Annotated in this window: 30 protein-coding genes and 5 pseudogenes; 8 read left to right on the top strand and 27 right to left on the bottom strand. The window is 49.4% G+C overall.

The genetic code is table 11. The features are described 5' to 3' along the window. Nucleotides 1-328: 328 nt before the first annotated feature. The 6 genes from ACT3RQ_RS15150 to parA all read right to left on the bottom strand — a co-directional run bounded on the left by ACT3RQ_RS15150 (nt 329) and on the right by parA (nt 3,263). Complete coding sequence (locus ACT3RQ_RS15150; RefSeq protein WP_192536179.1) at nt 329-685, bottom strand: ComEA family DNA-binding protein; 357 nt, start codon at nt 683-685, stop codon at nt 329-331. Nucleotides 686-1,073: 388 nt separating this feature from the next. Then, the gene (locus ACT3RQ_RS15145; RefSeq protein ID WP_193057318.1) at nt 1,074-1,280 is read right to left on the bottom strand and encodes a hypothetical protein; all 207 of its coding nucleotides are present in this window, start codon (nt 1,278-1,280) and stop codon (nt 1,074-1,076) included. A gap of 196 nt (nt 1,281-1,476) precedes the next feature. Beyond that, the gene (locus ACT3RQ_RS15140) at nt 1,477-1,746 is read right to left on the bottom strand and encodes a Fic family protein (RefSeq protein WP_318781686.1); all 270 of its coding nucleotides are present in this window, start codon (nt 1,744-1,746) and stop codon (nt 1,477-1,479) included. Further along, nucleotides 1,736-2,239, bottom strand: coding sequence for a Fic family protein (locus ACT3RQ_RS15135; RefSeq protein ID WP_263974037.1), 504 nt, complete (start codon nt 2,237-2,239; stop codon nt 1,736-1,738). The genes ACT3RQ_RS15140 and ACT3RQ_RS15135 overlap by 11 nt, the downstream gene beginning before the upstream one ends. 84 nt (nt 2,240-2,323) lie before the next feature. Further along, on the bottom strand, nt 2,324-2,551 hold the full coding sequence (locus ACT3RQ_RS15130; protein ID WP_192536177.1) for a plasmid partition protein ParG: 228 nt from the start codon (nt 2,549-2,551) through the stop codon (nt 2,324-2,326). A gap of 82 nt (nt 2,552-2,633) precedes the next feature. Further along, a complete protein-coding gene (gene parA, locus ACT3RQ_RS15125) occupies nt 2,634-3,263 on the bottom strand; it encodes a ParA family partition ATPase (protein WP_192536176.1) in 630 nt (209 codons plus the stop codon). A gap of 256 nt (nt 3,264-3,519) precedes the next feature. Between parA and ACT3RQ_RS15120 the strand changes: the two genes are divergently transcribed. Further along, a complete protein-coding gene (locus tag ACT3RQ_RS15120) occupies nt 3,520-3,726 on the top strand; it encodes an antirestriction protein ArdR (RefSeq protein ID WP_192536175.1) in 207 nt (68 codons plus the stop codon). A gap of 213 nt (nt 3,727-3,939) precedes the next feature. On the opposite strand, the gene ACT3RQ_RS15115 is transcribed toward ACT3RQ_RS15120, so the two are convergent. The 13 genes from ACT3RQ_RS15115 to mobI (ACT3RQ_RS15055) form a co-directional block, all read right to left on the bottom strand. Next, entirely contained in the window at nt 3,940-4,212 is a 273-nt protein-coding gene (locus tag ACT3RQ_RS15115; RefSeq protein WP_192536174.1) for a hypothetical protein, read from the bottom strand. 459 nt (nt 4,213-4,671) lie between these two features. Further along, the gene (locus ACT3RQ_RS15110; RefSeq protein WP_318781689.1) at nt 4,672-4,785 is read right to left on the bottom strand and encodes a hypothetical protein; all 114 of its coding nucleotides are present in this window, start codon (nt 4,783-4,785) and stop codon (nt 4,672-4,674) included. Between the two features lie 2 nt (nt 4,786-4,787). Continuing rightward, entirely contained in the window at nt 4,788-5,246 is a 459-nt protein-coding gene (locus ACT3RQ_RS15105) for an RNA-guided endonuclease InsQ/TnpB family protein (RefSeq protein ID WP_318781684.1), read from the bottom strand. Next, nucleotides 5,243-5,437, bottom strand: a complete 195-nt coding sequence (locus tag ACT3RQ_RS15100) for a hypothetical protein (protein WP_318781683.1) — start codon at nt 5,435-5,437, stop codon at nt 5,243-5,245. The genes ACT3RQ_RS15105 and ACT3RQ_RS15100 overlap by 4 nt, the downstream gene beginning before the upstream one ends. Nucleotides 5,438-5,472: 35 nt before the next feature. After that, nucleotides 5,473-5,658, bottom strand: a complete 186-nt coding sequence (locus tag ACT3RQ_RS15095) for a helix-turn-helix domain-containing protein (RefSeq protein ID WP_319643865.1) — start codon at nt 5,656-5,658, stop codon at nt 5,473-5,475. A 227-nt stretch (nt 5,659-5,885) separates the two neighbouring features. After that, the gene (locus tag ACT3RQ_RS15090) at nt 5,886-6,203 is read right to left on the bottom strand and encodes a M48 family metalloprotease (protein ID WP_193057317.1); all 318 of its coding nucleotides are present in this window, start codon (nt 6,201-6,203) and stop codon (nt 5,886-5,888) included. Between the two features lie 60 nt (nt 6,204-6,263). After that, a complete protein-coding gene (locus ACT3RQ_RS15085) occupies nt 6,264-6,848 on the bottom strand; it encodes a M48 family metalloprotease (RefSeq protein ID WP_301398651.1) in 585 nt (194 codons plus the stop codon). Between the two features lie 749 nt (nt 6,849-7,597). Next, nucleotides 7,598-7,843 (bottom strand): hypothetical protein, encoded by a 246-nt coding sequence (locus tag ACT3RQ_RS15080; protein WP_192536170.1) that lies wholly within the window; start codon nt 7,841-7,843, stop codon nt 7,598-7,600. A gap of 2 nt (nt 7,844-7,845) precedes the next feature. Further along, nucleotides 7,846-8,745: a DsbA family protein gene (locus ACT3RQ_RS15075; RefSeq protein WP_192536169.1), complete on the bottom strand. Its 900-nt coding sequence runs from the start codon at nt 8,743-8,745 to the stop codon at nt 7,846-7,848. A gap of 140 nt (nt 8,746-8,885) precedes the next feature. Next, nucleotides 8,886-9,281: a hypothetical protein gene (locus ACT3RQ_RS15070; RefSeq protein WP_192536168.1), complete on the bottom strand. Its 396-nt coding sequence runs from the start codon at nt 9,279-9,281 to the stop codon at nt 8,886-8,888. A 72-nt stretch (nt 9,282-9,353) separates the two neighbouring features. After that, nucleotides 9,354-9,800 carry a hypothetical protein gene (locus ACT3RQ_RS15065; RefSeq protein ID WP_193057316.1) on the bottom strand — a complete coding sequence of 149 codons (447 nt, stop codon included), beginning with the start codon at nt 9,798-9,800 and terminating at the stop codon, nt 9,354-9,356. A 10-nt stretch (nt 9,801-9,810) separates the two neighbouring features. Further along, nucleotides 9,811-10,332: a hypothetical protein gene (locus ACT3RQ_RS15060; protein ID WP_192536166.1), complete on the bottom strand. Its 522-nt coding sequence runs from the start codon at nt 10,330-10,332 to the stop codon at nt 9,811-9,813. 378 nt (nt 10,333-10,710) lie between these two features. Beyond that, on the bottom strand, nt 10,711-11,274 hold the full coding sequence (mobI, locus tag ACT3RQ_RS15055) for a conjugative transfer protein MobI(A/C) (RefSeq protein ID WP_192536165.1): 564 nt from the start codon (nt 11,272-11,274) through the stop codon (nt 10,711-10,713). 346 nt (nt 11,275-11,620) lie between these two features. Here mobI (ACT3RQ_RS15055) and ACT3RQ_RS15050 point away from each other — a divergent pair, with 346 nt between their 5' ends. From ACT3RQ_RS15050 to ACT3RQ_RS15030, 5 genes and pseudogenes are all read left to right on the top strand, one after another. Further along, nucleotides 11,621-12,631: a ParM/StbA family protein gene (locus ACT3RQ_RS15050; RefSeq protein WP_192536164.1), complete on the top strand. Its 1,011-nt coding sequence runs from the start codon at nt 11,621-11,623 to the stop codon at nt 12,629-12,631. Nucleotides 12,632-12,637: 6 nt separating this feature from the next. Further along, nucleotides 12,638-13,363 (top strand): hypothetical protein, encoded by a 726-nt coding sequence (locus ACT3RQ_RS15045; RefSeq protein ID WP_193057315.1) that lies wholly within the window; start codon nt 12,638-12,640, stop codon nt 13,361-13,363. Nucleotides 13,364-13,439: 76 nt separating this feature from the next. Next, nucleotides 13,440-14,300, top strand: a pseudogene (locus tag ACT3RQ_RS15040) (IS3 family transposase); the annotation flags it as partial. Between the two features lie 293 nt (nt 14,301-14,593). Next, nucleotides 14,594-15,655, top strand: a pseudogene (locus ACT3RQ_RS15035) (IS110 family transposase). 16 nt (nt 15,656-15,671) lie between these two features. Continuing rightward, nucleotides 15,672-15,952: pseudogene (locus ACT3RQ_RS15030) on the top strand (integrase core domain-containing protein); the annotation flags it as partial. Nucleotides 15,953-16,073: 121 nt separating this feature from the next. Here the strand turns inward: ACT3RQ_RS15030 and ACT3RQ_RS15025 are convergent. The 5 genes from ACT3RQ_RS15025 to ACT3RQ_RS15005 form a co-directional block, all read right to left on the bottom strand. Then, nucleotides 16,074-17,195 (bottom strand): IS5 family transposase, encoded by a 1,122-nt coding sequence (locus ACT3RQ_RS15025; protein ID WP_192536159.1) that lies wholly within the window; start codon nt 17,193-17,195, stop codon nt 16,074-16,076. A gap of 22 nt (nt 17,196-17,217) precedes the next feature. Further along, entirely contained in the window at nt 17,218-17,778 is a 561-nt protein-coding gene (locus ACT3RQ_RS15020) for a hypothetical protein (RefSeq protein ID WP_192536158.1), read from the bottom strand. A gap of 303 nt (nt 17,779-18,081) precedes the next feature. Next, entirely contained in the window at nt 18,082-18,273 is a 192-nt protein-coding gene (locus tag ACT3RQ_RS15015; RefSeq protein WP_225734488.1) for a zinc ribbon domain-containing protein, read from the bottom strand. 64 nt (nt 18,274-18,337) lie between these two features. Continuing rightward, the gene (locus ACT3RQ_RS15010) at nt 18,338-18,643 is read right to left on the bottom strand and encodes a hypothetical protein (protein WP_192536157.1); all 306 of its coding nucleotides are present in this window, start codon (nt 18,641-18,643) and stop codon (nt 18,338-18,340) included. Between the two features lie 613 nt (nt 18,644-19,256). After that, a protein-coding gene (locus ACT3RQ_RS15005) for an IS3 family transposase (RefSeq protein ID WP_192536156.1) occupies nt 19,257-20,344 on the bottom strand; the annotation gives its coding sequence in 2 pieces (ribosomal slippage) (nt 19,257-20,089 and nt 20,089-20,344; 1,089 coding nt in all). A 171-nt stretch (nt 20,345-20,515) separates the two neighbouring features. Between ACT3RQ_RS15005 and ACT3RQ_RS15000 the strand changes: the two genes are divergently transcribed. Then, entirely contained in the window at nt 20,516-20,722 is a 207-nt protein-coding gene (locus tag ACT3RQ_RS15000) for a hypothetical protein (protein WP_193057314.1), read from the top strand. On the opposite strand, the gene mobI (ACT3RQ_RS14995) is transcribed toward ACT3RQ_RS15000, so the two are convergent. Next, nucleotides 20,708-21,142, bottom strand: a complete 435-nt coding sequence (mobI, locus tag ACT3RQ_RS14995; RefSeq protein WP_226912224.1) for a conjugative transfer protein MobI(A/C) — start codon at nt 21,140-21,142, stop codon at nt 20,708-20,710. The two genes, ACT3RQ_RS15000 and mobI (ACT3RQ_RS14995), sit on opposite strands and share 15 nt — an antisense overlap. Nucleotides 21,143-22,506: 1,364 nt before the next feature. On the opposite strand from mobI (ACT3RQ_RS14995), the pseudogene ACT3RQ_RS14990 reads away from it, so the two are divergent. Beyond that, nucleotides 22,507-22,656: pseudogene (locus ACT3RQ_RS14990) on the top strand (transposase); the annotation flags it as partial. A 7-nt stretch (nt 22,657-22,663) separates the two neighbouring features. On the opposite strand, the gene ACT3RQ_RS14985 reads toward ACT3RQ_RS14990, so the two are convergent. Next, a complete protein-coding gene (locus tag ACT3RQ_RS14985) occupies nt 22,664-22,909 on the bottom strand; it encodes an AAA family ATPase (protein ID WP_226912223.1) in 246 nt (81 codons plus the stop codon). Between the two features lie 467 nt (nt 22,910-23,376). Beyond that, nucleotides 23,377-23,966 (bottom strand): annotated as a pseudogene (locus ACT3RQ_RS14980) (fructosamine kinase family protein); the annotation flags it as partial. Between the last annotated feature and the right edge of the window lie 23 nt (nt 23,967-23,989).

Below are 23,989 nucleotides of genomic sequence, written 5' to 3'. Positions count from 1 at the left end.
TGAAAAAAGCTGCCGTCCTATGTACGTTCTGGACGGGTTTGAGGTATTTCAGGGCTTTGTATGTACGCTCTGTACACGTTTCTATGTACGCAGTGAACAGGTTTCTATGTACGTTCTGTACAGGTTACTCAGGGCAGTAAGACCAGACACCGCTTTCTATGTACGGAGTGGACAGGTTTCTATGTACAACTCGAACAGGTTTCTATGTATGGAGTGAACAGGTTTCTATGTACAGAGTGGACAGCTTTGATCACTAACCAACTGTCAGAAATAGATATTTTTGAGCCTCCTTCTTTCCTTTTATCCTTTTTCCCTTTCCATATATCTTTTAGTGATTGCAGCCCAACCCTGAAGAAGCAATGTCCTCTACGCGGCTATCACTCAAACCACTAACAGCAGCAAGCGCGTCAAGCGATGCCCAAGGCCAACCTTCGACAATCGCTGCTGCCCTGCTCTCGCCGACATGGGGCAAATCGTTTAATTCATCCGCTGGCGCTGAATTGATATCAATACAGGCATTTGTTTCGGAAGATGCCACCACTGTAGCGTTATCAAGTAAGCGCAAAGACGCGCCTTTCAAAGCAATCCATACAGGCACATGATCAGAAATCACATCGCGGGCAAATCCGTGATTGATCCCCCAGCGCTCAGGAAATCGCAGAATGCCTTGGCCGATTACTGACAAAGACGTGCCTTCCTACAAGAATATGTAATCGTAATGATTGGGATACCGGCCCTCTGTCGTGCTAATCGTTGTACCTCTGTACCTCTGTACCTCTGTACCTCTGTACCTCTGTACCTCTGTACCTCTGTACCTCTGTACCTCTGCCATCCTCGTATGCCGCTTCAACACCCAAAAGTTCAAGCGTGTCAAAAACAAAGTGCTCGCTGTCGAGATTGAAGTCTCCTGTCAGTATGCGAGGCACACCAGGATAGGCTTCTTCACCTAACCACTGCCAGTAATCAGCCAACCCCTTAATCTCAGGCAATCGGTCACGCACACTATCCACGTACAGAATATGCACGTTGGCAATGGCGAATGTTTCGCTAGTATCTCGGTCGGTAAACAGCGCTTAATACAGCTCTCGTGCAAAAACATCCGCACCGTCGAAAAAAACAGCATCCCCACCCGATACAGACACCTCTGATTCTCGCCAAAAGAACGTATACGCTTCTTTATAGCTACTCCGCCCGATCAGATGACTCATCACATGTACCCAAGATTCACCTGATGCCTGCTTCAACGATAGATGCAAATTTTCAGCGCCTTCTTCGCTCATGACCTCTTGCACAGCAAGTAAATTAAAACTGCTGCCTACCTCACCCAAAATCGCGAAGTCCCTGTCGTTATTTCAGCCCAAGTGCTTAATGTTCCAGATTGCGATGGCAACGTCAGTCTGGACAGGCAATGATGAAATAATCAAAGCACCAAGAGCGGACAAACTCAAAACCTTGTTTGATACTATCATCAAAGCCTCATTTACTCTCCGGTAGCCTATCAATGCCCAGTGCCCAACAGTAAGGCTCGAAGCTGTTTTCCACGCTGTTACAAAGCAAGTCAACGAAAAGATCGTAGTTGCCGGCGCAATGCGCAGTGTCCAACGCTTCGTAGTAAGCCAACCGCTGCTCTACCTCGATCAGGGCGGCAGGGAACCCGGCTTTCATCAGCTCGAAATTCATCAAAAGCCGCGATGTCCGCCCATTCCCATCAATAAAAGGGTGAACCTTGACGAACTCACCATGCACACGGAACGGCTCGTTCAATGGGGTGCAAAGCGCCAGCCTCTTGATGATACCAATGAAGAAAATCGCTCATCGCCTGGGGAACCTTGTAGGCTTCAGGCGGCCGGTGCTCAGCACCTGTTACCATGACATTAACCTGGCGATACACGCCGGCGTTCTGATCGTCGACGTTTTTGAGTACCAGCTGGTGCAGCGACTTGATCAACCATTCGGATAGAGGCTCACGCTGCTTAACCCAGTCTTCAACCATCCAAATCGCTTCTCGGTGGTTAATGACCTCAAAATGCTCACGCAAGGTTTTTCCACCTACTGTGATGCCTTCAAGGGCAACCTTGGTTTCCTTGAGCGTGAGCGTATTCCCTTCGATGGCGTTGCTATGGTAAGTCCATTGCAAAACCAGCGATTCATGTAGGTTGTGGACAACAGCATGAGGCAGTGGTTGATGCTGATCTAGCTGCTCTTTAAGCCGATCAAGACGTAAGAACCTGTCAGACATCCGCCCTCTCCTGGACAGTCAACCTCAAAATACTCGATGGGCTTTTCTTTAAATGAGGTTTTGATGCAATGAGTAAAAGCACTTTCACGCCTGATCGCCGTCGATCAACTTATCAATTTGTTCACGCAGAATATCCTTGATGGTCATACCATTCTGAGCCGCGTATATCTTCAACCGCTGGTGTTCTTCATACGTCAAATCAATGTTGACCCGCTTTTTGGCCGGTCTGTCTGCCAGGCTCGCTAACGTCGCTTCTTTTCGCTTGTCTGCTTTCGCGCTTGGGCGTCCAGCACTAAGTACACTTTTGGTCATCTCAAAAACCTCAAAAAATCATAACTTCAAATCATTATTTCCGCATTAACGTAAAAGCTCAATAGATTAAAAATAGAAAACCTCAAATGAGCTTTTCCTTCAGCTCGTTCATCAATGCGTTGATTTCAGTAGATGCAGGGCCGTCAGGGTCTTGGTCAAAGACCGTTGTACCTGTTGCGGCAGTCGTGGGATAGATAACCCGCTGAGTAACCCGACTCTCAAGTACCGGCAACTCATATTCGTTAAGTGCATTGGTGACTTCCGAGCCTATCCGCGTCCCCTTGATCGCCCTGGAGACAACAAACGCCGCTTGCATCTTGCCGTCAGTGATCTCAATACGCTGCTTCACCAACTCGACAAGATCAGCCGTCGCCCAAATATCGTACGGGCTTGGTTGTGCCGGAATCAGCACAAAATCCGCTGCCTTAATGGCGGACGCTGCCAGATCGGCTGCCTGTGGTGCACCATCAATCACCACAAATTCTTTGCGGGCCAGGTTTTTCAGATCACGCCCTATCGTTGGACGGTCAATGCCGACCACCGGCACCGGCTGATCCTCACGAACCGCTGCCCAATCACGAGCACTGCCTTGGGGGTCTGAATCGACCAACAGTACATCATGTCCTGCCAGCATCAGCGCCGTGGCCAGGTGTGTTGCAATCGTCGTCTTACCCGAACCGCCTTTCTGATTTAGAACCGCAATAACGTGCATTGTATCTCCACCATCGTATAAGAACCTTATCTGAGCTTATGAAGAAATGGGTATTTTATCAAATGGTTATAAACTCAAATAAAAAAATGAGGTTATGAGTCATTACGTTTTAAGGAAGGGGGCTTTGGAGGTATGGGGAGTTAGTGTATATACACTAGCTCAACACGCATGGGAGGTGACCGATCAGCTTGCTATCGCTAGTATATATGCCAATGCTATAGGGAGTAGCAAGAATAACATGCTGACAGGGAGGTTTATGAACCAGGTGATTTATGCCGCAGCAGTATATCGGGCAGGCTATCCGAACATTACAAGAGGCATTGTGCTGGTGTGCGACAACCAAGTCGTCGGCTGGAGGGAGACACTTCGTAACCCTCTTGATGTCAAGCTAGGCTCCCTTGCCGTTGATGAGTGTGGCCGAGTGTGGGAAGCCGTCGATTATGATGGATACCAGGGGCTTTGACATGGGACATGCGAGCATGAAGCCAGCGCTTAAATGAGATAATGCGCAATTCCATCCGGTGATTTCCGTGAAGCCAATGAAGTTGAGCACACATAATCAGCCTTGAAAAATACGCGCTGGTGGGCTTTTATGCAGATAGCTCAAAATCAGCACCCTAATCACGATCTTTCGGCCCTTGGCAATGCGTGAACCAGTATTCCGTGGTTATTTTTATTACACGGCGCCACCCATCATTGTTTTCTGGTTTGGCGAAAAAAACCACCACAGCCCAAGTGATAAGCCTCCTTCACCGTTAGTTCTGTGCTTTCTTTGGCCATAATCAGCACCGTTCTTCAGCGCTTCTAATAGCATCATCCCTGAATCACCCACCGTGTCCAAGTCGATGATAATAAGGTTTGTCAGTGGGTTTCTGATATTTTGAACAAAATTAAGTGCTTCCGTCGCATCGTAAGCGTTCTGGCACCGAGGGCGGGAAGGTTTGGTCACTGCAGGCAAGCTCAATCATAGAAAGGTTGACTGCATCATGACCAACGAGCAGAGCTGTAGGATTGTTTACCATACCTGACGGCCTCCCAAACAGATCTTTAGAGTCAAAGCCCCGCCGAAGCGGGGCTTTGATGTCGGGTGTCCAGGTGACGGGGCAGTGCCACTGAACAAGCGACGTGACTCTTGCGAGTCGGCATTTCCTGCCATGACAAAAGTGGTAGCTCTTGGCCAAGCTGCCGTGTCACATGATCTTTATAGCATAAAAGCATGAGCCTGGCATCCGACACTCCCCGCCCGCCCGCCGCGCTTCGCGCTTTGGGCGGGGCTCCAAGGTCACCCTCAGAACCTTCCTGCTTCCACACGCCTTCACTAGACAGCTGCTAAGCCGCTGCCCCCGCTCCACAGGCTAACCCCGCCACCACGGTGGTTCGTATATTCCTGGCTGCGTTGATGTCGCGGTCAATGGGGTGGCCACCCCCCCAGGCAGTGCCAGTGACGTTGCGACAGCGGTAGTTTCTCAACCTTGTGGCCGCAGCCATGACACAGCTTACCGCTGGGAAACCACTGGCTCACTTTCACCAGTTGGCGCCCCACCCAGCATCGCTAATGGCTTTAGAGAGCCGATTATTCTTGATCATGCCAGCGATATTGAGTGACTCGACGCACAGGACTTGGTTTTCGTTAATTAGTGCGCGGGTCGCTTTATTGAGGGCGTCATGGCGGCAGTCGGCGATCTTGGCATGTAGCCGCGCCACTTTCTGACGGTATTTGTTGCGGTTGTTGGAACCTTTCTGCTTCTTCGCCAACCGGCACTTCAAGTAGGCCAGCTTCGTTTCGTAGCGTTTCAGGTGACACGGATTGCCGGATTTTACGCCATCGCTGGTGATGAACAGGTTAGTCAACCCGAGATCAATACCCACTGTTTTGGGCGTGACCGGATGCGCTTCTGGCGCAAAGTCACACAGGCAGCTGATGAAGTAGCGCCCGGCACGATCGCGTGAAAGCGTGATGGTAAAGGCAGTGGCTGACTTCACCGAATGGATAACGGTGTCTTCATCTTGGCAATCGTGATGTAGCCATTACGATTGCGAAACGCCGCCTTGGTCAGCCGGATCGACTGGCGGCCATCCTTTTTCTTGAAACGTGGATACCGCGCTTTGAGCTTGGAGTTGAAGAAGTTGTTAAAGGCGGCTTTCTGATCGCGCAGGGTTTGCTGCAGAATCACACTCGATACATCCTTGAGCCACGGAAACTCCGCCTTCAAGCCTCTAGCAGACGCTTTTCAGCGTGGGCGTGAGATACCGACTCGCCGCGTTGCTGATAAGCTTCGGTGCGATAGGCCAGGGTATTATTCCAGACAAAACGGGCACACCCGAACGACTGCGCCAACAACTCAGCTTGCTCGGGAGTAGGATAGAACCGTTTTTTATAGGCGCGCTTTGTCATACTGGAAAAAATATCAGGGGTATGAAACAAAATCAACCGGGCACCGCGTTGCGGTGCCCGGTTGTATCACTGCCCGATTGGGCGATGCTTTACGCGCTGTTTGGTAAGAATTTTCCTCGTCTTGCGCACGAGAAGAACACGATCATTGGTGCTGGAATTATGATGAATTGAGATTATAAGGCTATGAAATTATAAATATAGTTGCTTTTCCTCATAAGCATGAATGCTCAATTGATATTATGAGGTTTTGAGTTAAAGCGTTTAAGCGCCTTCACACGCTCGCGGTGCGTCGGATGTGTGTGAAGACTGATGGGGCGCTGCGAGGGCTCAAACATCGTAGCCGCTGCCAACGATCTGAACAGCGCGATACCTGGCTCTGTACCTTCCTGCGACGCAGCAAAAGCGTCAGCGCGAAACTCACTGCGCCGCGACGCCCACAGTGCCAATATCTCGTAAGCTGCACCTCCAAGCTGTCTGCCAGCTTTATCCAATGTTTGGAATAGATGCTCAAAACCAACCAGCAAGCGGCAAAGAGGATGGCCCACTAGCGGTATCCAGCGACATAGCCGAACAATCCACTTCACGACCTTCAAGCGTAGGCGCTGCTAAGCAAGCACGCTGTCCAGGAAACGCTGCCAAGCAAGCACATGGCGGGCATCCCTATGCACCAGATGGCCGACTTCGTGAGCGATCACCCAGCGCAATATGTCCGACGGCAACTGCAAAACACCCGCTGACAGTACCAAGTGAGGTTTTCTTATTGGCGGCGCAACGACGAAAGCAACCACATAGGCATTCTCGGCGGCCCAGAGGTGTGGGCATCGGATACGATGTTGCTTGCACAGACGTTGTGTATAGAGCGCGATAGGATGGTCTGCCGATACCTTCACCAATCTCCCCTTGGCCAAACGCCGCAACTGCCGTTTGCGGCGTCTCATTGCTTGCTTCGCCCCACTCCAAACCAAAAGACACAGCAGCCCCCAGGCGACCACCAGAGCGAGATGAATCAACGTATTTTGGGATAGCGGCACCCAGCCAATCTCTAGCCATACAGGACGAACACCGGCGGCGAACAACCAAGAAGCAATATGAGCAAAAACGCTATAAACAGCCCAAAGAATGGTTAAAGGGAAAAAAGCACTAAAAACACCTAATAGAATAAAACCAACTAAAAAAGCTAAATTATGCAAAAAAGCACATAAAAAATTCGCCATGCCTTGTAAATACCGAAGGTAAGAACATTTACAGAACGATGTTATGAGCCATCGCCTTCTTTACTAATGACGGAACGCACTTTTTCAACTAAAGGGTGTATGTAGTACTTAGCAGAGTTGTTTAATCGGGGAAGCCAGCTTTGTGCTTTTTCATCCGCTGAGTCTGTCAAGGTTTGCGCGCCAGCCGACTTCAATTGTGAAAGTGATGAAGGGGGCGTCCAGTCTGGTAGCGTCCGCCAAGGGGTACGATGCTTCGATCCTGTAGGCTTCACTGATGACGCACCCGACAAAAGCTCGGCATTGACCCAAGGTGCTGACGCGCCTGGAGGCATATTCCCTTGACCGTCCGCTGTCAAAACATCGAGTCGTCGTCGGGGCTCGGCAAAACGCCCATGTCGTTCTAGCGGCTCAGCTGTGATCGTTGCAAGGTGTCGGTCTGGCCGATAATGAGCTGCCTGTACCTCTATCTGCAAACGATCCCCAATATCGGGATACCAGGCACGCTGACAGTCGTGGCTCACGACGATCTGGACGTTGTGGTGGTGTGTCGAATCCGACACAGTATCGCCGGAAGACATAACTGTTTTCGCCGCTCCCAGAGCAGGCGGTATTGCGAGCCCAAGCCCAAGCCCAAGTGCCATCGCTGGCAATACTCGATATGGAAGCATGTTCCGCTCCAAAAAAACGCCCTTGAAAGGGCGTCAGTCACAAATGAATGGGGCGTTTTACTCGGCAGTAGGCGTCGCATCGGATGTCACGGGAGCAGACTGATTGGCCGCGCCCAGCCAGTCGCCAATGCCCAGCGAATCCAACAAGCCGCCGACCCAGGTATAAACGGGCATAAAGTATTCCGGCCAAAGGTGCATCAATGCCATCCCCAGCAATGCACCGCCTATCAAGCCTGCCAGGTTTGTTCTGGCCAGAAAGAGGGCGGCACCAATGGCAATCGCAATCGGGGAAATGGGAAGCATTATTAACCTTCCTGTTCAGCGGGTTGGCCATTGACTGCTCCTGCCTCCGCGCTTTCCTGTTCGATTATGCCCCTTAATGCAGAAATGATGGCTCCTGGCGGCTGCGCCCCAGACAAACGGACTTCCTTACCCGTTTCGTTGTCGATCAAAAACGATGTCGGCGTACCCGTAACACCTTTTGATTGTGCTTCACGCCCAAGATCAGCCACATGGCGTTGTACATCGCTGCTTTGCATACACTGACGAAACGCTGAACGATCAAAACCCATCGTTTCAGCCACATCGAGCAAACCCGCTTCGCGCACCTGATGATTCTCGTAGATATAGTCGCTAAGCGCCCAGAAATGCTGATTATCACCAAGACGGCCTGCGCATTCACTCGCCAATGCTTGGGTGGTCGAGTTGGCATCCATGATCGTCATGTGATGGTACTGAGCCTTCATCACGCCCTGACTGCTATCAACAAGTTGCTTAGGGGTACTGTGAAACTGACGGCAGTACGGGCAGTTGGGATCGGAATAGGTGTACAGCGTGAAGCGAGCGTCAACATCCCCGTATGTCCAGGGCGTATCGTCTTCCAAATCGGTAGGGGCATTGTCATACCCCTCTAGCAATGCCTGGCGCTGTGCCTCTTGCTCGGCCTGCGCTCGCTGCTGCATCACCTGATCAACAGCGGCCACCAGATCAGTATTGCGCGTTTGCTGTCCAGAGGAAGTGTTGATGGCATCGGCAAGGTCAGACAGTTTTGCATTGGTCTGTTGGAGTTGATTAGCCGTTTCAGTCTGGGCGTTCAGCAGCAAACCGAATGCAAGTGTTGCCAGAAATCCGCTGCCGATAATACCGCCAAACGCAAGGTGCATCGCGCGACGATCGTCTGTGGCCGAAGATGTAGATTTTGACATGAATATCCCTCTGGAATGAAAAGTACCCTGGCAGAGTACGCGCAGGAAACGATCAGGCAGGCCAGCGGAACACCGGATTTCTAGGCAAAAACAAAAACCCCCCAAGAAGGGGGTAAGCCTTTATGAGAGCCTGCGTGGGATCAGGCAGTCCAAGGTAGCAGGTAGGGGGTAGAAAACACGACAGAGGCCGTCAGGAGCCAGCAGAAAAGGGCGTATAGCTGCAAGCCGATGAAACGCCGCATCCTTCCCTCCTTGATATATCTTCCAGCCGTAGAGATGGCCATCAAGACCCCGCCAACTGCCAGAGCAAGAATCGACGGCATGATCCATTCGATACCGACACCCGCAAATGCCCGCCAGAAAAAGAAAACAAAAAGGCCGATAATCGGGGAAAGAGACACAATACCCTGCACCGAAAAAGCCTGGCGATACTTCCCATGTGGCGTGTCGTCAACAAGGTATGCACGCACTAGACGGTGAGGCAAAAGTGACACAGCTTTCAGTGAACAGCGCAAAGAACGGTTTTGACGGCTCATGAGATTTTCCTCGTTACGTTGATTTACCTAGTAGCTTAACCAACTTTTGCGCTTGACCAAGCCGGTGCGAAATTAAGCCGTCCCCCGAGAAATTTCCAGAACCATCGACCAGGAAGACGGGAGCAGTTGCAAGGCATCCATCACGATCTGCCAATCGGATGTGGCGATAGACATACCCAGCTGATCTTCTAGCACCGATGGGCGTATCACCTGGCGGCCCCAAAGCTGTATCCGACCACTATCGGCATCGACAACCGAATCCGAGAGCAGCATAAGCGGAAACTGCGAAGACAGCTCATCCAGTTTGCGCTGAAGACGGGCAGCTCGCACCGCGTCTTCCCATTCGTCGTCGTCCAAGCCAAATAGCGCAACACTTTCTATGGACGGAGAATCGGACACCGCAGGGATATGCTTCTGGGCGTCCAAAAGAAGCGAGATCGCGTACTGCAATGCAGGAGAATCAACGCCGTACCGATCCAGAAACGCAAGCAGGTGTCTCTTTCGAACCTGTGTCTCCATCTCGAAACCCTTACTTTAGGCGATGGTAATGACGAACAAGGCCATCGCAAAATCGGCACTGCGGATACAACGCAATAGCTGAGCTATCGGCTTCACCAACAAGATCGGGAAACTCGATTCGCTCACCAATGTATTTTCGTCCTCGCTCCTCGCTCAGGCGCTTGATGAGAACGGTTGGAATGTCGAAATCCGTCGTGTCGGCAACAGGATCAGTCAGCCAGAAAGGCAGTGTCAGATCGACAATAATCCGCGTCGTTTGCAGCGGCACCTCCAGCCAGTAATGCGGCACGATGATCACGTTTTCGCCCGTTTCGTTGGTATGTAGCTCACCAAAGAACAGCTCCTTGGGCATACCGGCGTCAGCAAAGAATGCTGCTGCTTCGTGCGCAACGTCGCCACAGTCGGCATCTTCAGTGATGTCGGGCGTCAGGTTGAAAAATGCCATAGCGATATCGTCAGCCAATATCTGCTGCTCATCCTCAAGCCGTGACAATGCGTTTTCAGATTTATCGCTGGTTACTAATGTGAGCACAATGCCCTCCTTGTCTCGATGTCGGGTGTCCGTTGGATTCTACGCACCCCGAAAAACCGACCAAGACGCTGAGGGGCGGATTTCTAGTGAATTAGCTTCCTTCCGCCTTCAAGGATTACATGAACCATAACGTGCTCTATAAACCTTTTGGTTTGTTATGTGGAATAATGGCTTATAAATGCCTTTTGCAATTTTTCTTTTAAAAGGAAAGCATTGTGACGGTATTCTGTGTATGCCTGCACACGAAATTAAGACCACTTTAATATGAAAGAGGATAAGCCTAACAAATATTATCAAATTATTCGGCGGCATGGTTTAAAAAGAGAAATTTCACAAGCAGAGGTGTTTGAGTCATGAATAAATAACTTATTAGGCTATCTACTTTCTATGCGATTCAACTACCTTCTTGATCTCCTTCAGCGCTGTTCGCGCTTTTGATAACTCATAAAAAATTTTTCGATTTTTGGCATGGTCTTTTTCGTGCGCCGCAACTAATTCTCGCTCCCAACTTTCAGCCCCATTAAAGTCTCGGGCGTTATAATGATGCTTACCAGACCGTTTAATATGTTTAGCGTAGTAAGTTTTACCTTTGCGCATCGAGTCAGAGTTCCGAACAAACGCATCACGGAAATAGACGACTTCCAAGGTTCCTCGATTAACGCGAACACGGATACCGAGCTTACCTGGATCACCTGCTGCAAAGCGCTCCATTTTTTCTTCCCAAAATAAGTCAGCCATCGTGCGTGAGTCCAAGGCTGCCAGATAAATCGACCGCTCAATTTCTTCAAGCATTCCATCGGCTGCATCCGACAGCGCGGCAGATACTTCAGCCAAATCAATACCCGAACGCTCGGCTTCTGCCTCGTCGTTCACAGCAAGCAGCGTATGCAAATGGTCAAGCGAATAATTACCTGAACTGTTGCTACCACCATATTCTGACATCCAGATAGCCCTCCAAAGCCTCAATATCTAACAGACGCTCCCCATGAAATTACCCTGGGGGAAACCCTCGCTCCCCACAGGGTATTACTTACTGGTGGGAGGTGAAACAGAAAATAGGAAAAATAGCCAAATTTTTTTAATTCTCCCCCCAACTGGGGGGAAGTGATAAAAATTTGCCACCTTCCCCCAGTACTGGTGGGAATTGAAAAGGTAATGAGAGGGTTGAAGCATTTCTCAATGGATGCAATACTGATTTTTACAAACCTTAAAGTTTGAAATAAACTCTCTAAGGCGAAGTGACTTGCGCTTCGGTTTAGCTGTTTAACAGTGAAACGTGGAGGTCTGAATGGGTACGAACGTAGGGCTGGATATCGGCTATAGCAACACCAAGCTGGTTTACTCAGGCGGCGATGAAGGGCATCAGGAGTCCGTCTTTCCTGTAGGGGTGTCGCGCCTCGATCAATTCAATCGGCAGATTAAAGGCATTACCGGCGGTGATGTTGATACCACCATTGTTATGGTAGATGGCGTTGAATATGCCGCTGGTATTGCACCAGGTAAAGTGTTGGGTAGCTCACGCGATATAACGGAAAACTACATTAAAACGACGCAGTATAAGGCACTTTTCCATGCTGCGTTATTATATACAAATGATCGCCAGGTAGATCGCTTAGTGACGGGGTTGCCGGTCACGCATTGGCAGAACGAAGAATTAAAAAACGATATTAAAAAGATGATGGCAGGGGAGCATCAAGTTGCTAAAAAGAGAACCGTAACCGTGGATGAAGTTGAGGTCATTCCACAACCAGGCGGTGCATTTTTAGATGCTATTCACTACGCTGAAAGTAACGACGATCAAGATACCGTAGAAGCATTAACAGAAGGTAGTGTTATCATCATTGACCCTGGCTTTTATAGCACTGACTTTGTAGTTTTTGAAGAAGGGGAGTTAAATGCTGAGTTGTCCGGTACAACCCTTTTAGCAACGTCTCGGATTATTGATAGAGTGGCTGAATTGGTCAGCGCAGACTACGGAGCGGCACCAGGTAAGAGCCTCAAGTCTGAAAAAATTGAAAGTTTAATACGCGCAAATTCGCATATAGTACGCTATGCAGGACAGAAAATAGACATCCAACCTTACATCCAAAAAAGCGCATTGGAAATCTCTCAGGCTGCTATAAGCGAAATTGCGGGTAGTATGCGAAATACGGTACTTGATACTGTTGTGGTTGCAGGGGGCGGTGGGGCATTTTTTGAACCTGAAGCACGGCGAATTTTCTCACATTGCGAGATTATCCAGCCCTCTGATCCGGTGCTGTCCATCGCTCGGGGCTATCACGGCTGGGCCGCACGATAGCGTTTATTGGCATTACAGCTGGTGGTAGCACTGATTACCGCCAGCTTTATAATCATTGGAGAATCCGTGATGCACGACTTTCAGCAATCACAGCCGCTTGTCATCAACATCATGCTGTACCGCCGCCGCGATGGTGATCTGTACAGAGAACTCATGTCCGTCCCTAATAAATACCGTGCGGAGCGTCTGCGCAATCTCGCTAACCTATGCTGCTTGATGCGGGAAATGGGGGGCATTGCCGTTGACAGTGAGCGATTGCATTCACTCGCCGAAAGGCACTATAGCAGTATCGTCAGTGATGACGTGGAGGATAGCGACGGAGACGAGACAGAATCTTCCATGCCGCTAAAATTGACCGTCAATTTCTACAATTATCCCGAGTTGTACCGCGACCTGGCAGCCATTCCAAACGGTAATGTTTCCAGTCGGGTAAAAGCCCTTGCGTCGGCGGGGGCATTACTCAACGATATTTCACGCTTGGCTCGCCATGCTGATAATCAAGGGCTGTCGACCCGCCCATCACAAAACCCGCAGGCACACGCTATCGTCAAAGAGCCCGTTGATCCTGGTATGGCAAGCATAAAAGAGGAAGGTGAGGTTGAGATGGGAACCCAAAAAGGAGAAGCAGATACAAGTGTGGAGGCGGATGCCTCAACAGAGCCGTCAGTAGCAGACGATAAGCGGGATAACACGCCTAAAAAGTCCAGTGCCATCGGCAAAATCAGAATGTAGTCACCAACCTGTAGTGGTTCAATAAAACCGGACACCAACGTAGGTGGTAATATGGCCACCAAAAGCGAGGTGTCTGATGACCAAGAAACGACGTACTTTTTCGCCTGAATTTAAGCAAGAAGCTGCCAGGCTGGTACTGGATCAAGGCTACAGCTATCACCAAGCTTGTAGCTCGTTGGGTGTCGGTGAAAGCGCCCTCCGACGCTGGGTTCACCAGCTTGCGGACGAGCGTCAAGGAATAACGCCTAAGGGCAAAGCGTTAACCCCAGAACAGCAGCGTATTCAGTAGCTTGAGGCTCGCTGCAAACGTCTTGAGATGGAAAAAACCATCCGAAAAAAGACCATCGCTCTCTTGATGTCGGACGATATGAATCGTACGCGCTGATAGACCAGTTGAGTGAGCAAATGCCTGTTGAAATGGTCTGTAATGCGTTTGATATTAGCCGCTCCAGTTACTACGAATACCGCCAGCAGTGGCACCGCGTGGATGTTGAGCGTCTGGCCTTAAAAGCTCAGGTAAGCCGCCTTTTCAAAAAGAGTCGCCGCTCAGCTGGCAGCAGCTCAATCAACGGGTTGCTCGGCGAAGAGGGCGTCACCATCGGCCGTTTCAAGGTTCGGTGTTTGATGAGCGAAATGGGGTTGATCTGCAAGCAGTCAGACCCTCCTGCTGACAAGCAGGCGACTGTTGGGCGACCTGATATTGCGAATCATCTTGGCCGCAAATTTACACCAGACCAGCCCAATCAGGTCTGGTGACATCCCTTATATCTGGAGTGGCCAGCGTTGGAGCTATCTGGCCGTTGTGTTGGATCTTTATGCTTGTCGTGTTGTTGGCTGGGCCATGTCGTGCAGCCCGGATGCAGATTTTGTTGTGAAAGCGCTGGATCATGCTTGGGAACAACGTGGTCAGCCTAAGAGCGTCATGTTCCATTCCGATAGTAAGACTACAAGGTGCCAGGTGTTTCTGGGTTGATCCGGCACTTATAGTAATCGATCTATTCTGAGGACCTGGTGCCGTGAGGGCTCTTGGGTCTCCTGACCCACATTCTGATCGACCCGGCTAGTGTGTCTTTCCTTGGACCTGTCGGTGATCCAGGAGCACTGGCGGCGAGGTTTCGCCTCGTCGAAGCATGTGACTCAAGAAGGGCCTGACCGCCTGCCTTATTACTGTCGTGTCCAGGCTATCGAACTCGGTGAAGCCATCCTGAATCAATAGCTTGGAGATCCACTATGAGTCAGCAACCCAGTGATCGCTCCTTCATTATCGGCGGTGTTGATACCCACAAAGAGCTGCATGTAGCCGCCGTCGTGGATGTCCATGACCGTGTGCTTGGCACCACCAGCTTTCCTACCACCCGGCATGGCTACAAGACTATGCTGACCTGGATGTGCTCCTTCGGCGATCTCAGCCGGGTGGGAATCGAATGCACCGGTACCTATGGAGCCGGCCTGCTGCGCTACTGACAGCGCACAGGCATCACTATCTTGGAAGTCACGACACTCGATAAGACCGTACGGCGCAAGCGCGGCAAGGATGACGCAATCGATGCAGAGAATGCCGCTCATGCGGCCTATGTGGGTATTCGCACTGTCACCCCGAAGACACGTGTCGGAATGATCGAGTCCTTACGTGTCCAGAAGGTTTGCCGAAAAACTGCGGTCGCGGCTCGCCGTGTGGCCCTCCAGATGATCCAGACTCAAGTGGTCTCGGCACCAGGGGAGCTGCGCGATCTGTCGAGGAACATGGCGCGAATACAGTTGCTTCGGACGCTGGCGGCATGGCGTCCCGATTTGAACGGGTACCGGGATGTCACGATGGCTTACCGCATCGCCCTAAAATCCCTCGCACGCCGCTACCTGGAACTGCACGACGAGCTTGCCGATTTGTAGGTCATGATCAAAGCTATCGTCGATGAGCTGGCACCAAAGTTGGTGTCTCGAACAGCAGTAGGCTACGAGACGGCCCCACAGCTACTGATCATGGCAGGCGATAATCCGGACCGCCTTGGCTCAGAAGCCAGCTTTGCGGCGCTTTGTGGCATTAGTCCTATTCCTGCCTCGTCAGGTAAGACGCAGCGGCACCGGCTCAACCGGGGTGGCGATCGCGCTGCCAATAGTGCGCTGTATATCATCGCCATCAGGCGGCTACGTCTGGATGCCGATACGCAGGCATGGCGGGTGGGAGAGGGCCACTCCAAGCTGGAAGCCATCCGATGCCTGAAACGCTATGAGCTCTATTATGTGCTGCGTAGCCGTCATCGGGATATCAATCAGACGCAAATCGCCACTTGACACTTAGAAGGGCGTCCAGGGCAGTCAATATGCAAGCCGCAAGTTCCGCCAACGACTTTGGCGCTATAGAATGAAACAAAGCATGAGCCGACGTGGCAACTGCTGGGACACTCGCCGACGGAAAGGCTGTTCCGGAGCCTGAAATCAGAGTGGATACCGGCGTGGGGATATCGAAATCTACCTGAGGCCAAGAAAGACGTTAGTAGCTATCTGATGGGTTACTACAACCAGCAGCGCCCTCACTCGTTTAACGATGGCCTGCCTCCCGTGGTGGCTGAGAAAAACCTTAAATCCTGAATTCAAAAATTTAATTAATGTCCGGTATTAGTTGACCACTACACACAAAGATCTTTGCCAGGGGGCTGTTCTGCTGGAATCGGGCTAACTCTTTATTCACTAAGAGGGTGTTTACTAAATATCAGGACGGGTGAGTTAATCGGTTGAGTAATTGTCGGCTTGCCGCCAGCCACACCCAAGCTTCGGATACCTGAATACTTCGATCATGGTGCATTACCAGTCGGCGTGCCTTTTCGATCCATGCATGGGTACGTTCTACGACCCATCTTTTCGGCAGGATAGTAAATCCCTTGGCATCCGGTTGCTTTGTGAAAAGGTCTTGCTGGTTGGGCGTCTTCCACCAGCCAACATTAGTATTGCCAGGATGACGCACGACCTCTACCTCAACACCATGCTGCTGGTTGATCGTCTGCGCACAGCGTCCTGCATAACCACTATCAACAAAAACTGTTGATATCCCAGAATACTTTTCGATTCCATTGGCCATAACAGGGTGCGCCCCATCGCGGTCTTGCACACTTGCTGCCGTCACACTCACCGCCAACACAAGGCCTAGCGTATCAACAAGAACGTGTCGTTTCCGGCCTTTGACCTTCTTGCCAGCATCATAGCCGCTGGCCCCGCCTTGGGGAGAATGACGTGTTGATTGGGCGTCAAGTACAGCAGCGCTTGGCATCTTGTCACGCCCTTCACGCTCTCGCCATTGAGCGCGCAATCGGTCGTTCATTTGCTCAAATTTGCCCTGCTCGCTCCAGCGCCGAAAGGTGCGGTACACGTTTTGCCAAGGTGGAAAGTCTTGAGGCAACATCCGCCACGAACAACCACTACGAACCACATAACAGCAAGCATCGACCAGTAAGCGTCGGGGGTAACTAGGCGGCTTGCCACGATGACCATCGGTATCGAAGATATCCGCAATCAATGCCCATTCTGCATCGGTCAGGCAGCTTGGGTAGCGCTGTTCTGGTGCCTGCTGTCGGTGACGATCCTGATAGCCGTAACGAGGAGGTGATTCTACCTCGGGTGGCTGATCACGTTGATCACCAGATTTCTCGGGAACTCCCTTATGCCGGGTGATGCCCGCCTCCTTAAGCGCCATCCTTAAGGTTTCGATATACAATGAGATACCGGTCTTGGCAGTAAACGAATCGCGAATTTCAACGAGCGTTGCCATCGGTTTGTCGGTGACAATCTCACATAGGATCGGATAGTGCTCAGGCTGAACCTTCTTGCGGCGTACCATGATAGCTGCTCCAGATTCAGAGTTAGTAACAACGATCATTATAGTACTTTATGTAAACACCCTCTAAGGCAATGGCGAAAAGATTGTGCTGGCGAGAGTAATGGATATTTTTGTCACTTTCTTTATAGTACATGAGGAAGTTGCTATTGTCGGTCAAGCTTTGTACAGCCTCATAGAAGCGATTGCGAATAACTTCAGTTGCATGTTCAGGGCTATTGGCTTCACTAGTTGGGACAAATGCAAACGCCCTATCAAGTTGCATCATGCCAGGGCCAGATAGCAGCGCCGACGCTAGGCCAAGCCCCAGTGACGCTCCACCTGATAAACCAAAACCAGCAGAGCTTGAGAGCGATCGCGCCGTGCCAGCATCACTCGATAGGTCGCTCATCATCGAGCTGTATTCGTCTTCACCTTGCTTTGTATCCCGTGCTTCATGTAGACCACCCACCATAGCGAGGTTGTAGGCTCGGCTGTTGCTTTCGCTGTAATTAGGATCCCCCATAGGTACGCTGGGTATGCCAGCACAGCCCGCTAAGAAGGTGAGGGCTGTTAATGAAGATGCGAGGGTGAACGTTTTCTTCATTTCTCTAGTACTGAGGTAATGAGCCCAAGTCATACCAATATGTTAACTCAGCAATGCGATTACCAAAATTTAATTAGTACGGCTTAAGTGGTACAGTGGCGGATTTGGCATGCCCCGACCACGAAATTAGAGATGATAGTGGGGGATTCCCTGGTTGTTACCTTCCTGGTTCCTGCTTCGTTGTCAGTTGCCTTCAATGCCTTGGCATTGCCGATTTTATTCAAACTCCACAGGCGGATATTTTCGAGTGCTCCTCGGTATGATATTTAAACTCTTGGCACAAGCTAACATCGCGGTGCTTGCTTATAAGATATTGCGGGCGGCATCGAGGTTTCGATCAACACCTCGGTTACCATAGCAAGGGCAATCCCTGCGACTAGTGTCGATAGGCATTTTCTCAACCTTATGCCCACAGCTCACGTAGGTTTTCGAGATGGAAAACTCCTGATCAATGTTGACCAGCTGCTTACCCTCCGCCCTTGCCTTGTATGCCAGATTTTCGATTCGCCTGCTTCAGCTGGCATCGACAATGTGGTTGGCCAGCATGCGGCTTTTACTTTCAAAAAGTAAAGCTGAATTGGGTGTGCAGATCGCCTGAGTCGTCGTCGCTATCACCCAGCAGGACGTTTTGTAGCGCTGTCACCGACTGAAATAGCTCTTCGGCACTCTCTGGCGTGAGCGTACTGAACCAACGCCTTGCCACGGCATCCCCTGTCACGTCCCAGCACACATCGTGCCCGTGTAACACCAGTACCGCTTCGCTGATGGTCCCGCACTTTTCGCAGGCGCAGTAGCGAAGCTCTGCATCGCATTTCTGGTTAACTTGTGTGCTTAGATCAGCGCTTGCGCCGCATGAACATTGCATCGTTGTTCTCCTATCTTGCTAATACAGCCCTTGCCGTTCGAAATGCTGCCAGCCACCGAGGGATACACGGGCGAGAATTTAGGGAGGGACCCCGCGTTCTGCACTCTTCGGCCTCACGCACCTGCATCGCCAGCTTATAGCGCACGTTCTACCGAGCTTGTTCAGATCAGCGTTGGCGTTGGGAATTCCTTGCTGTTCTGCCCGCGCCAGGAGGGTTTGGTTCACATTGTCGAGTGCCTGATTTTTCTGGATGATCGAAGAATATGTAAACGCCTCTAAACCGATGATAGAAACTGCCCCTACACTTACTGCAATAATTAATACCGTTACGGTTTATTTTTGAAATTTAAAATCGACAATAAGTGGTTAGCAAATAAAATATAAGTAAAAAAGTGCATTACTGCGGAAAAAAAGAAATTAATAAAAGCCACGCTACGCTACTAAAAGAGATTCTTTGCCTAATTGCAGTGCATAGAAATTTGATTTCAATATGCTGATTATCACTGATGCCGTTAAATCCAACTAATGAAAAAAGAACGTTTGTAAAATACACCGGTTATTGATATTGTAGGGTAATCCCCCCATTTATAACCGGGGCGATAAGTAGAGTTGGTTAGGCAGCCATGGCCACCTTCTGTTTCGGTGTTATCCCACCCAATGCCATGTTCGGTCGCTCGTGGTTGTACGTCCAGAGCCAGCGTGTGGCAAAATCCTGTACTTCAGCGATTGAGTCGAACAGATAATGGCTCAGCCAATCATAACGGACTGTTCGGTTGTAGCGTTCGATGTAGGCATTCTGCTGTGGCTTGCCAGGTTGAATGTACAGCAGCTCAATGCCGTTTTGCTTCGCCCAACGGGTTAGTTTGCCACTGATGTATTCCGGGCCGTTGTCGCATCGAATGGCCTTGGGCCGACCACGCCATTCGATCAACTGGTTTAAGGAGCGTATCACGCGCTCTGCTGGCAGAGAGAAGTCAGCATCGATGATCAGGCCTTCCCGGTTGTAATCATCGATCACGTTGAACAACCGATACGTTCGGCCATCGGCCAACTGATCATGCATGAAGTCCATCGACCAACAGTCGTTTAGAGCAGCGGATACGACCAATGGCGCTGGCTTGTCACGCACCAATCGTTTTTTTGGCTTGATGCGTAAGTTCAGCTCCAATGCCCGGTAAATTCGGTAGATGCGCTTATGGTTCCAGCGAAAGCCTTTCACGTTGCGCAGATACAAGTAACACAGTCCAAAGCCCCAGTTACGCTGATTGTGGGTCAGGTGCACCAGCCAGTCAGCGATAACAGCGTTCTCATGGCTCAGCTTCGCCTGATAGCGGTAACAGGTTTCACTGATCCCGAAAACCTGACAGGCCAGCCGAATACTGCAGCAACCGGCCTCAACGACATTCTTTGCCATCTCGCGGCGTTGAGATGGCTTTACCACTTTCCCTCGAGGGCTTCCTGGCGCAACTCTGCCTTCAACCGCTCTTCGGCATACATCTTCTTGAGGCGCTGGTTCTCGTCTTCCAACTCCTTGAGGCGCTTCATCATGGACGTGTCCATACCACCGTACTTGGAGCGCCATTTATAAAATGAGGCGCTGCTCATGCCGTGCTCGCGACACAGTTCAGGGACAGGCAAACCAGACTCAGCCTGCTTCAAAATCGCCATGATCTGGCTGTCAGTAAAACGTGATTTGCGCATGTGAAATCTCCTGTTTTTTCAGGTTACAAAATTCCACTTATCAACGCGATTAGTTTTCGGGGGGATTACCGTAGCACTCTAATAACCAGTACTGTATTCCTGTGTGTCTAGATTCTTCATTTAGAGATTACTCATAATGAATTGATATTCCTACGGAAGTTTTTAAATAATATGGAACAGCAAAACATCGTCGATTTGTTTAATACTGTTCTGGTTGAATATCCCGGACACCTCAAGAAAGCACAACAAACAGCAGTGGCAGCGAGCTGGGTCCGGAAAAAAGTGGCATGGTTTGGTGCATTGCACAGAATTGATGAAATCGCGAATGCACGGCAATTCCATACGCAATGGAATTATTTCTCGCTATTGATCCCATAGAAAACCTATACGCTCAAAACTCTTTTTAGTTAAACCTATAGTTTTATCTAAATCATTTTTAATTTTAGATATGGCCATGTAGCGCTCCCGCAACATTGCATAGTTGATTTCTGTTTCATCTATTATTTCACGTTCCCACGGTTCGGCCGAATTAAATGCGGATTGTTTGTATCGTGGATTGAAGCGGCTAGTACCCTTTGGCACCAGTGTCGCCATAATTCTACCCCCTGGCTCAGAAGGTGGCTTGCCACCGGCTCGCAGCCACTGGCATTGAAGCGATCCTGTTGTGACACGTATGCGAGTTATAAAGCGTGGCGCACGTCGACCTGCTTCTTCTCGGACATTCTCCCAATGCAAATCACAAATTATTTGAGCATGATTGCGTATGCGATCTAGCTCAGCCGCTAGTGAATCGCGCATGCTGTACAATTCCGAATGTGTTTTCTCAGCAGATTTTATAATATCCATAGATAACCTACGTACCCTAGTAAACCAATAATTATATATTGGTCTACAATTTTGTAAACCAAAATTTGGTCTACAATATAGAAGTTGATGATCATAGGTCAATAAGGAAGATAGCAATTTTTTTGAGACTTCTAGATATTGGTTTACAAAAATGAAGTTGATGTCTGTAGGTTTTCTCAAAAAGCGGAAAGTTAGTAGTCGTAGATCAATAGTTATTTTTCTATTGGTTTACGAATGACAAATTCACTTTTGTAGACCAATTTTGGTTTACACCAAACAAGTTTATATTTTAAAACCAATTGATTTACAGGTAGTAAGTTTAGGTTTGTAGACCAGTATAAAAGGTAGAGCGGTTTAAAACCAGTTCTCACTACGGGGCTACGACAAGCGACTTATTATTCGTAATAAAATGTTGATTTATGACAGTTTTAAATTCGTGTAGTAAGATTTGTTCAGATTAATATTTTTTTAAGTATTTCTGTGTTTTTTTAATATAAATCGAATGCTAATAATTTGTAATTCCATCCAAAATATTATTTTATCATGCGTACGATTTTTTGTAATTTTACTAGAATGATAAATCTTGTTTTTATAACTAACGGTAAAGAAGGATTGAATCTTTTTTTAGCCTATTTAGTTCTATGTTAGTAATTTTCTTGTTTTTATAGTTATATTTTATATCTTGGTCGGGGTGCATCTTTAAGAACAGTAGATGAAGTTGCCGGACTATCATTAGAGAAGCGCTGAGTAGAAAAGATGTAAAATTTAAAGTAATGGTTAGACGTTCTTAAAATATTATCAAATGGGTTGTCTTCGTAGATAGTAGAATAAATAAAAATTACCAACATGTCATTTATCCTAAGAAGTTATTTTAGGCGATCTTCATCAGTTTTTATCCTTGATAGGACTCTGTATAGAAAGTGATGCTGATCGGGGCTAATGCTAACTTGAAAAAGATACGTTTTATATTTTTATAATTTTATGCATTGAGAGTTTTTTGGCCTTGTTGATATAAGGGGTTAAGCCTAGTCCTAGTAAGTGCTAAATGTTTTATCGTTACTTTCCATAGAGTTTTTAAAAGGAGACGCTTTTTTAGGTCATATAATTAAAAGGAGATTTGTTTTAGATGTATATATTCTCTAAAAAACATGTGATTTATAATTTTAAATTCCGTAGTAATGCTTTAATTAGGGGCGCTTAAAGGAATAATCATTCGTTTGCTTTTTTCCGCTTTAAAGCTTGGTATAGACGACGTCACCCCCAGATTGAGTAGCGCTACACTTTAGAGTCCGATCCTATGCGTAAGGAGATTGGACATGAAGAAGCGTTTCAGCGAAGAACAGATCATTGGGTTCCTTGGCGAAGCCGAAGCGGGGCTGCCCATCAAGGAGCTCTGCCGTCGGCACGGTTTCTCAGAAGCCAGTTACTATCTATGGCGTAGCAAGTTTGGTGGCATGAGCGTACCCCCCTCTGTCAGCCCCAGCGATCATGGAGGTATAATCTCTCGAACAACGATTGACGGCCTTCGAACAAGCAGCGCAGGGTGTCGAGCAGCAGGCTCTTGCCGAAGCGCCGCGGGCGAGACAGGAAGTAGAACTTGTTCTGGGAGACCAAGCGCTCGATCACCGGTGTCTTGTCGACATAGTAGTAACCTCCCTCGCGGATTGTCGAGAAGGTTTGGATACCTATCGGAAGCCTGAGGTGTGGATCGGTTGCCATGCTGACCTCTCGAGTAGAAAGATATCTTCTCAGCTCACACCGCGTTTAAGTCACTTTGGCTTGCCGCTTGTGCCACCGCATAGGCAGGTGACTGCTTATGCGGCTTTCTGCTATTAGCTTACGGATATTGATTGCGGCGTTGATGTTGCTGCTTAAACCATTAGTGCTAAAGTAACAGCCTGAGGGCTCTGATTCTGAAGCGCGACAGCACTGAAGGGAGGGGAGTCAAGTGCTACGCTGATTACCCAAAACTAAACCGCATTCCTACTCCACGTCAGAGGCAATTCACTATGAGCAATAACATGCAGTTCTTTTTGGGTATCTCTCCAATCCTGTTCATCATGATTGGGACTATCTGCGCAGGTGCGTATGCAGTGTTTCGTAAGCTGAAAAATCACCGCCACTGACTTTTCAGTACCAATGAATAAAGGGCGTGAATAGCGACGAACCAGTTGCCAGCACTCCGCTCAATAAGCTTTCAGTCTTGCTAACACACGCTCTATGGCAGGTCGGTAGCTGCCTCCAAACAAAAGCAAATGATTCCGTAGCGGGTAAAGCTGAAAAAGCGCCTCTCGGCTTGGCCACTCATCAGGTGCATTGCCATTCTAGTACGCCTCAAAGAAAGCAGTACTGGGCGAGCCGAATAGGGTCAACATCGCCAGATCCACCTCAGGGAAGTGGCAGTAAACCACAGGGGCAATGATCGCGGGGCCTTGGGGCGTGAACAGCACATTGCCCGACCACAAATCACCATGCACCAAAGTCGGCGAAACATCCGGCAGCCAGCGTTCTACCCCATGGGCTAACGCTTCAAGGCGGTGACGTAAACCGTTGTTTAACAGCCCTTTAGAACAACAGGCGTTGATGAGCGGTAACAAACGCCGCTCTCGCTGAAAAGCGCGGCCATCCTTGGCTAGGGTGTTTTCCCACAGGCGTTATCTCGGAACCAGCCGTGCTCGTCCCCTGTCATCTCATGCAGCTTACGCAGTCCCTCACCCAGTGCTGACTTATCACTATGGCGGTGCGGTATTGTTTCCAACGCCTCCATCACCAGCCATTCTCCCTGCTAGGCAATCACCG

Source organism: Halomonas sp. AOP43-D1-4 (assembly GCF_052446175.1).
Lineage (GTDB): Bacteria > Pseudomonadota > Gammaproteobacteria > Pseudomonadales > Halomonadaceae > Vreelandella > Vreelandella citrativorans.
The sequence above is the reverse complement of the archived record's forward strand: the minus strand, read 5'-3'. Positions and strand labels throughout refer to the sequence as shown.

Coding starts and splice junctions, on each gene's coding strand:
- ACT3RQ_RS15145 (WP_193057318.1), bottom strand. CDS start 1,280: ATGAGCGAAGAAGGCGCTGAAAATTTGCATCTATCGTTGAAGCAGGCA.
- ACT3RQ_RS15135 (WP_263974037.1), bottom strand. CDS start 2,239: ATGTCTGACAGGTTCTTACGTCTTGATCGGCTTAAAGAGCAGCTAGAT.
- ACT3RQ_RS15130 (WP_192536177.1), bottom strand. CDS start 2,551: ATGACCAAAAGTGTACTTAGTGCTGGACGCCCAAGCGCGAAAGCAGAC.
- parA (WP_192536176.1), bottom strand. CDS start 3,263: ATGCACGTTATTGCGGTTCTAAATCAGAAAGGCGGTTCGGGTAAGACG.
- ACT3RQ_RS15120 (WP_192536175.1), top strand. CDS start 3,520: ATGAACCAGGTGATTTATGCCGCAGCAGTATATCGGGCAGGCTATCCG.
- ACT3RQ_RS15095 (WP_319643865.1), bottom strand. CDS start 5,658: ATGACAAAGCGCGCCTATAAAAAACGGTTCTATCCTACTCCCGAGCAA.
- ACT3RQ_RS15080 (WP_192536170.1), bottom strand. CDS start 7,843: ATGCTTCCCATTTCCCCGATTGCGATTGCCATTGGTGCCGCCCTCTTT.
- ACT3RQ_RS15075 (WP_192536169.1), bottom strand. CDS start 8,745: ATGTCAAAATCTACATCTTCGGCCACAGACGATCGTCGCGCGATGCAC.
- ACT3RQ_RS15070 (WP_192536168.1), bottom strand. CDS start 9,281: ATGAGCCGTCAAAACCGTTCTTTGCGCTGTTCACTGAAAGCTGTGTCA.
- ACT3RQ_RS15065 (WP_193057316.1), bottom strand. CDS start 9,800: ATGGAGACACAGGTTCGAAAGAGACACCTGCTTGCGTTTCTGGATCGG.
- mobI (WP_192536165.1), bottom strand. CDS start 11,274: ATGTCAGAATATGGTGGTAGCAACAGTTCAGGTAATTATTCGCTTGAC.
- ACT3RQ_RS15050 (WP_192536164.1), top strand. CDS start 11,621: ATGGGTACGAACGTAGGGCTGGATATCGGCTATAGCAACACCAAGCTG.
- ACT3RQ_RS15025 (WP_192536159.1), bottom strand. CDS start 17,195: ATGGTACGCCGCAAGAAGGTTCAGCCTGAGCACTATCCGATCCTATGT.
- ACT3RQ_RS15020 (WP_192536158.1), bottom strand. CDS start 17,778: ATGAAGAAAACGTTCACCCTCGCATCTTCATTAACAGCCCTCACCTTC.
- ACT3RQ_RS15010 (WP_192536157.1), bottom strand. CDS start 18,643: ATGCAATGTTCATGCGGCGCAAGCGCTGATCTAAGCACACAAGTTAAC.
- ACT3RQ_RS15000 (WP_193057314.1), top strand. CDS start 20,516: ATGGAACAGCAAAACATCGTCGATTTGTTTAATACTGTTCTGGTTGAA.
- mobI (WP_226912224.1), bottom strand. CDS start 21,142: ATGCGCGATTCACTAGCGGCTGAGCTAGATCGCATACGCAATCATGCT.
- ACT3RQ_RS14985 (WP_226912223.1), bottom strand. CDS start 22,909: ATGGCAACCGATCCACACCTCAGGCTTCCGATAGGTATCCAAACCTTC.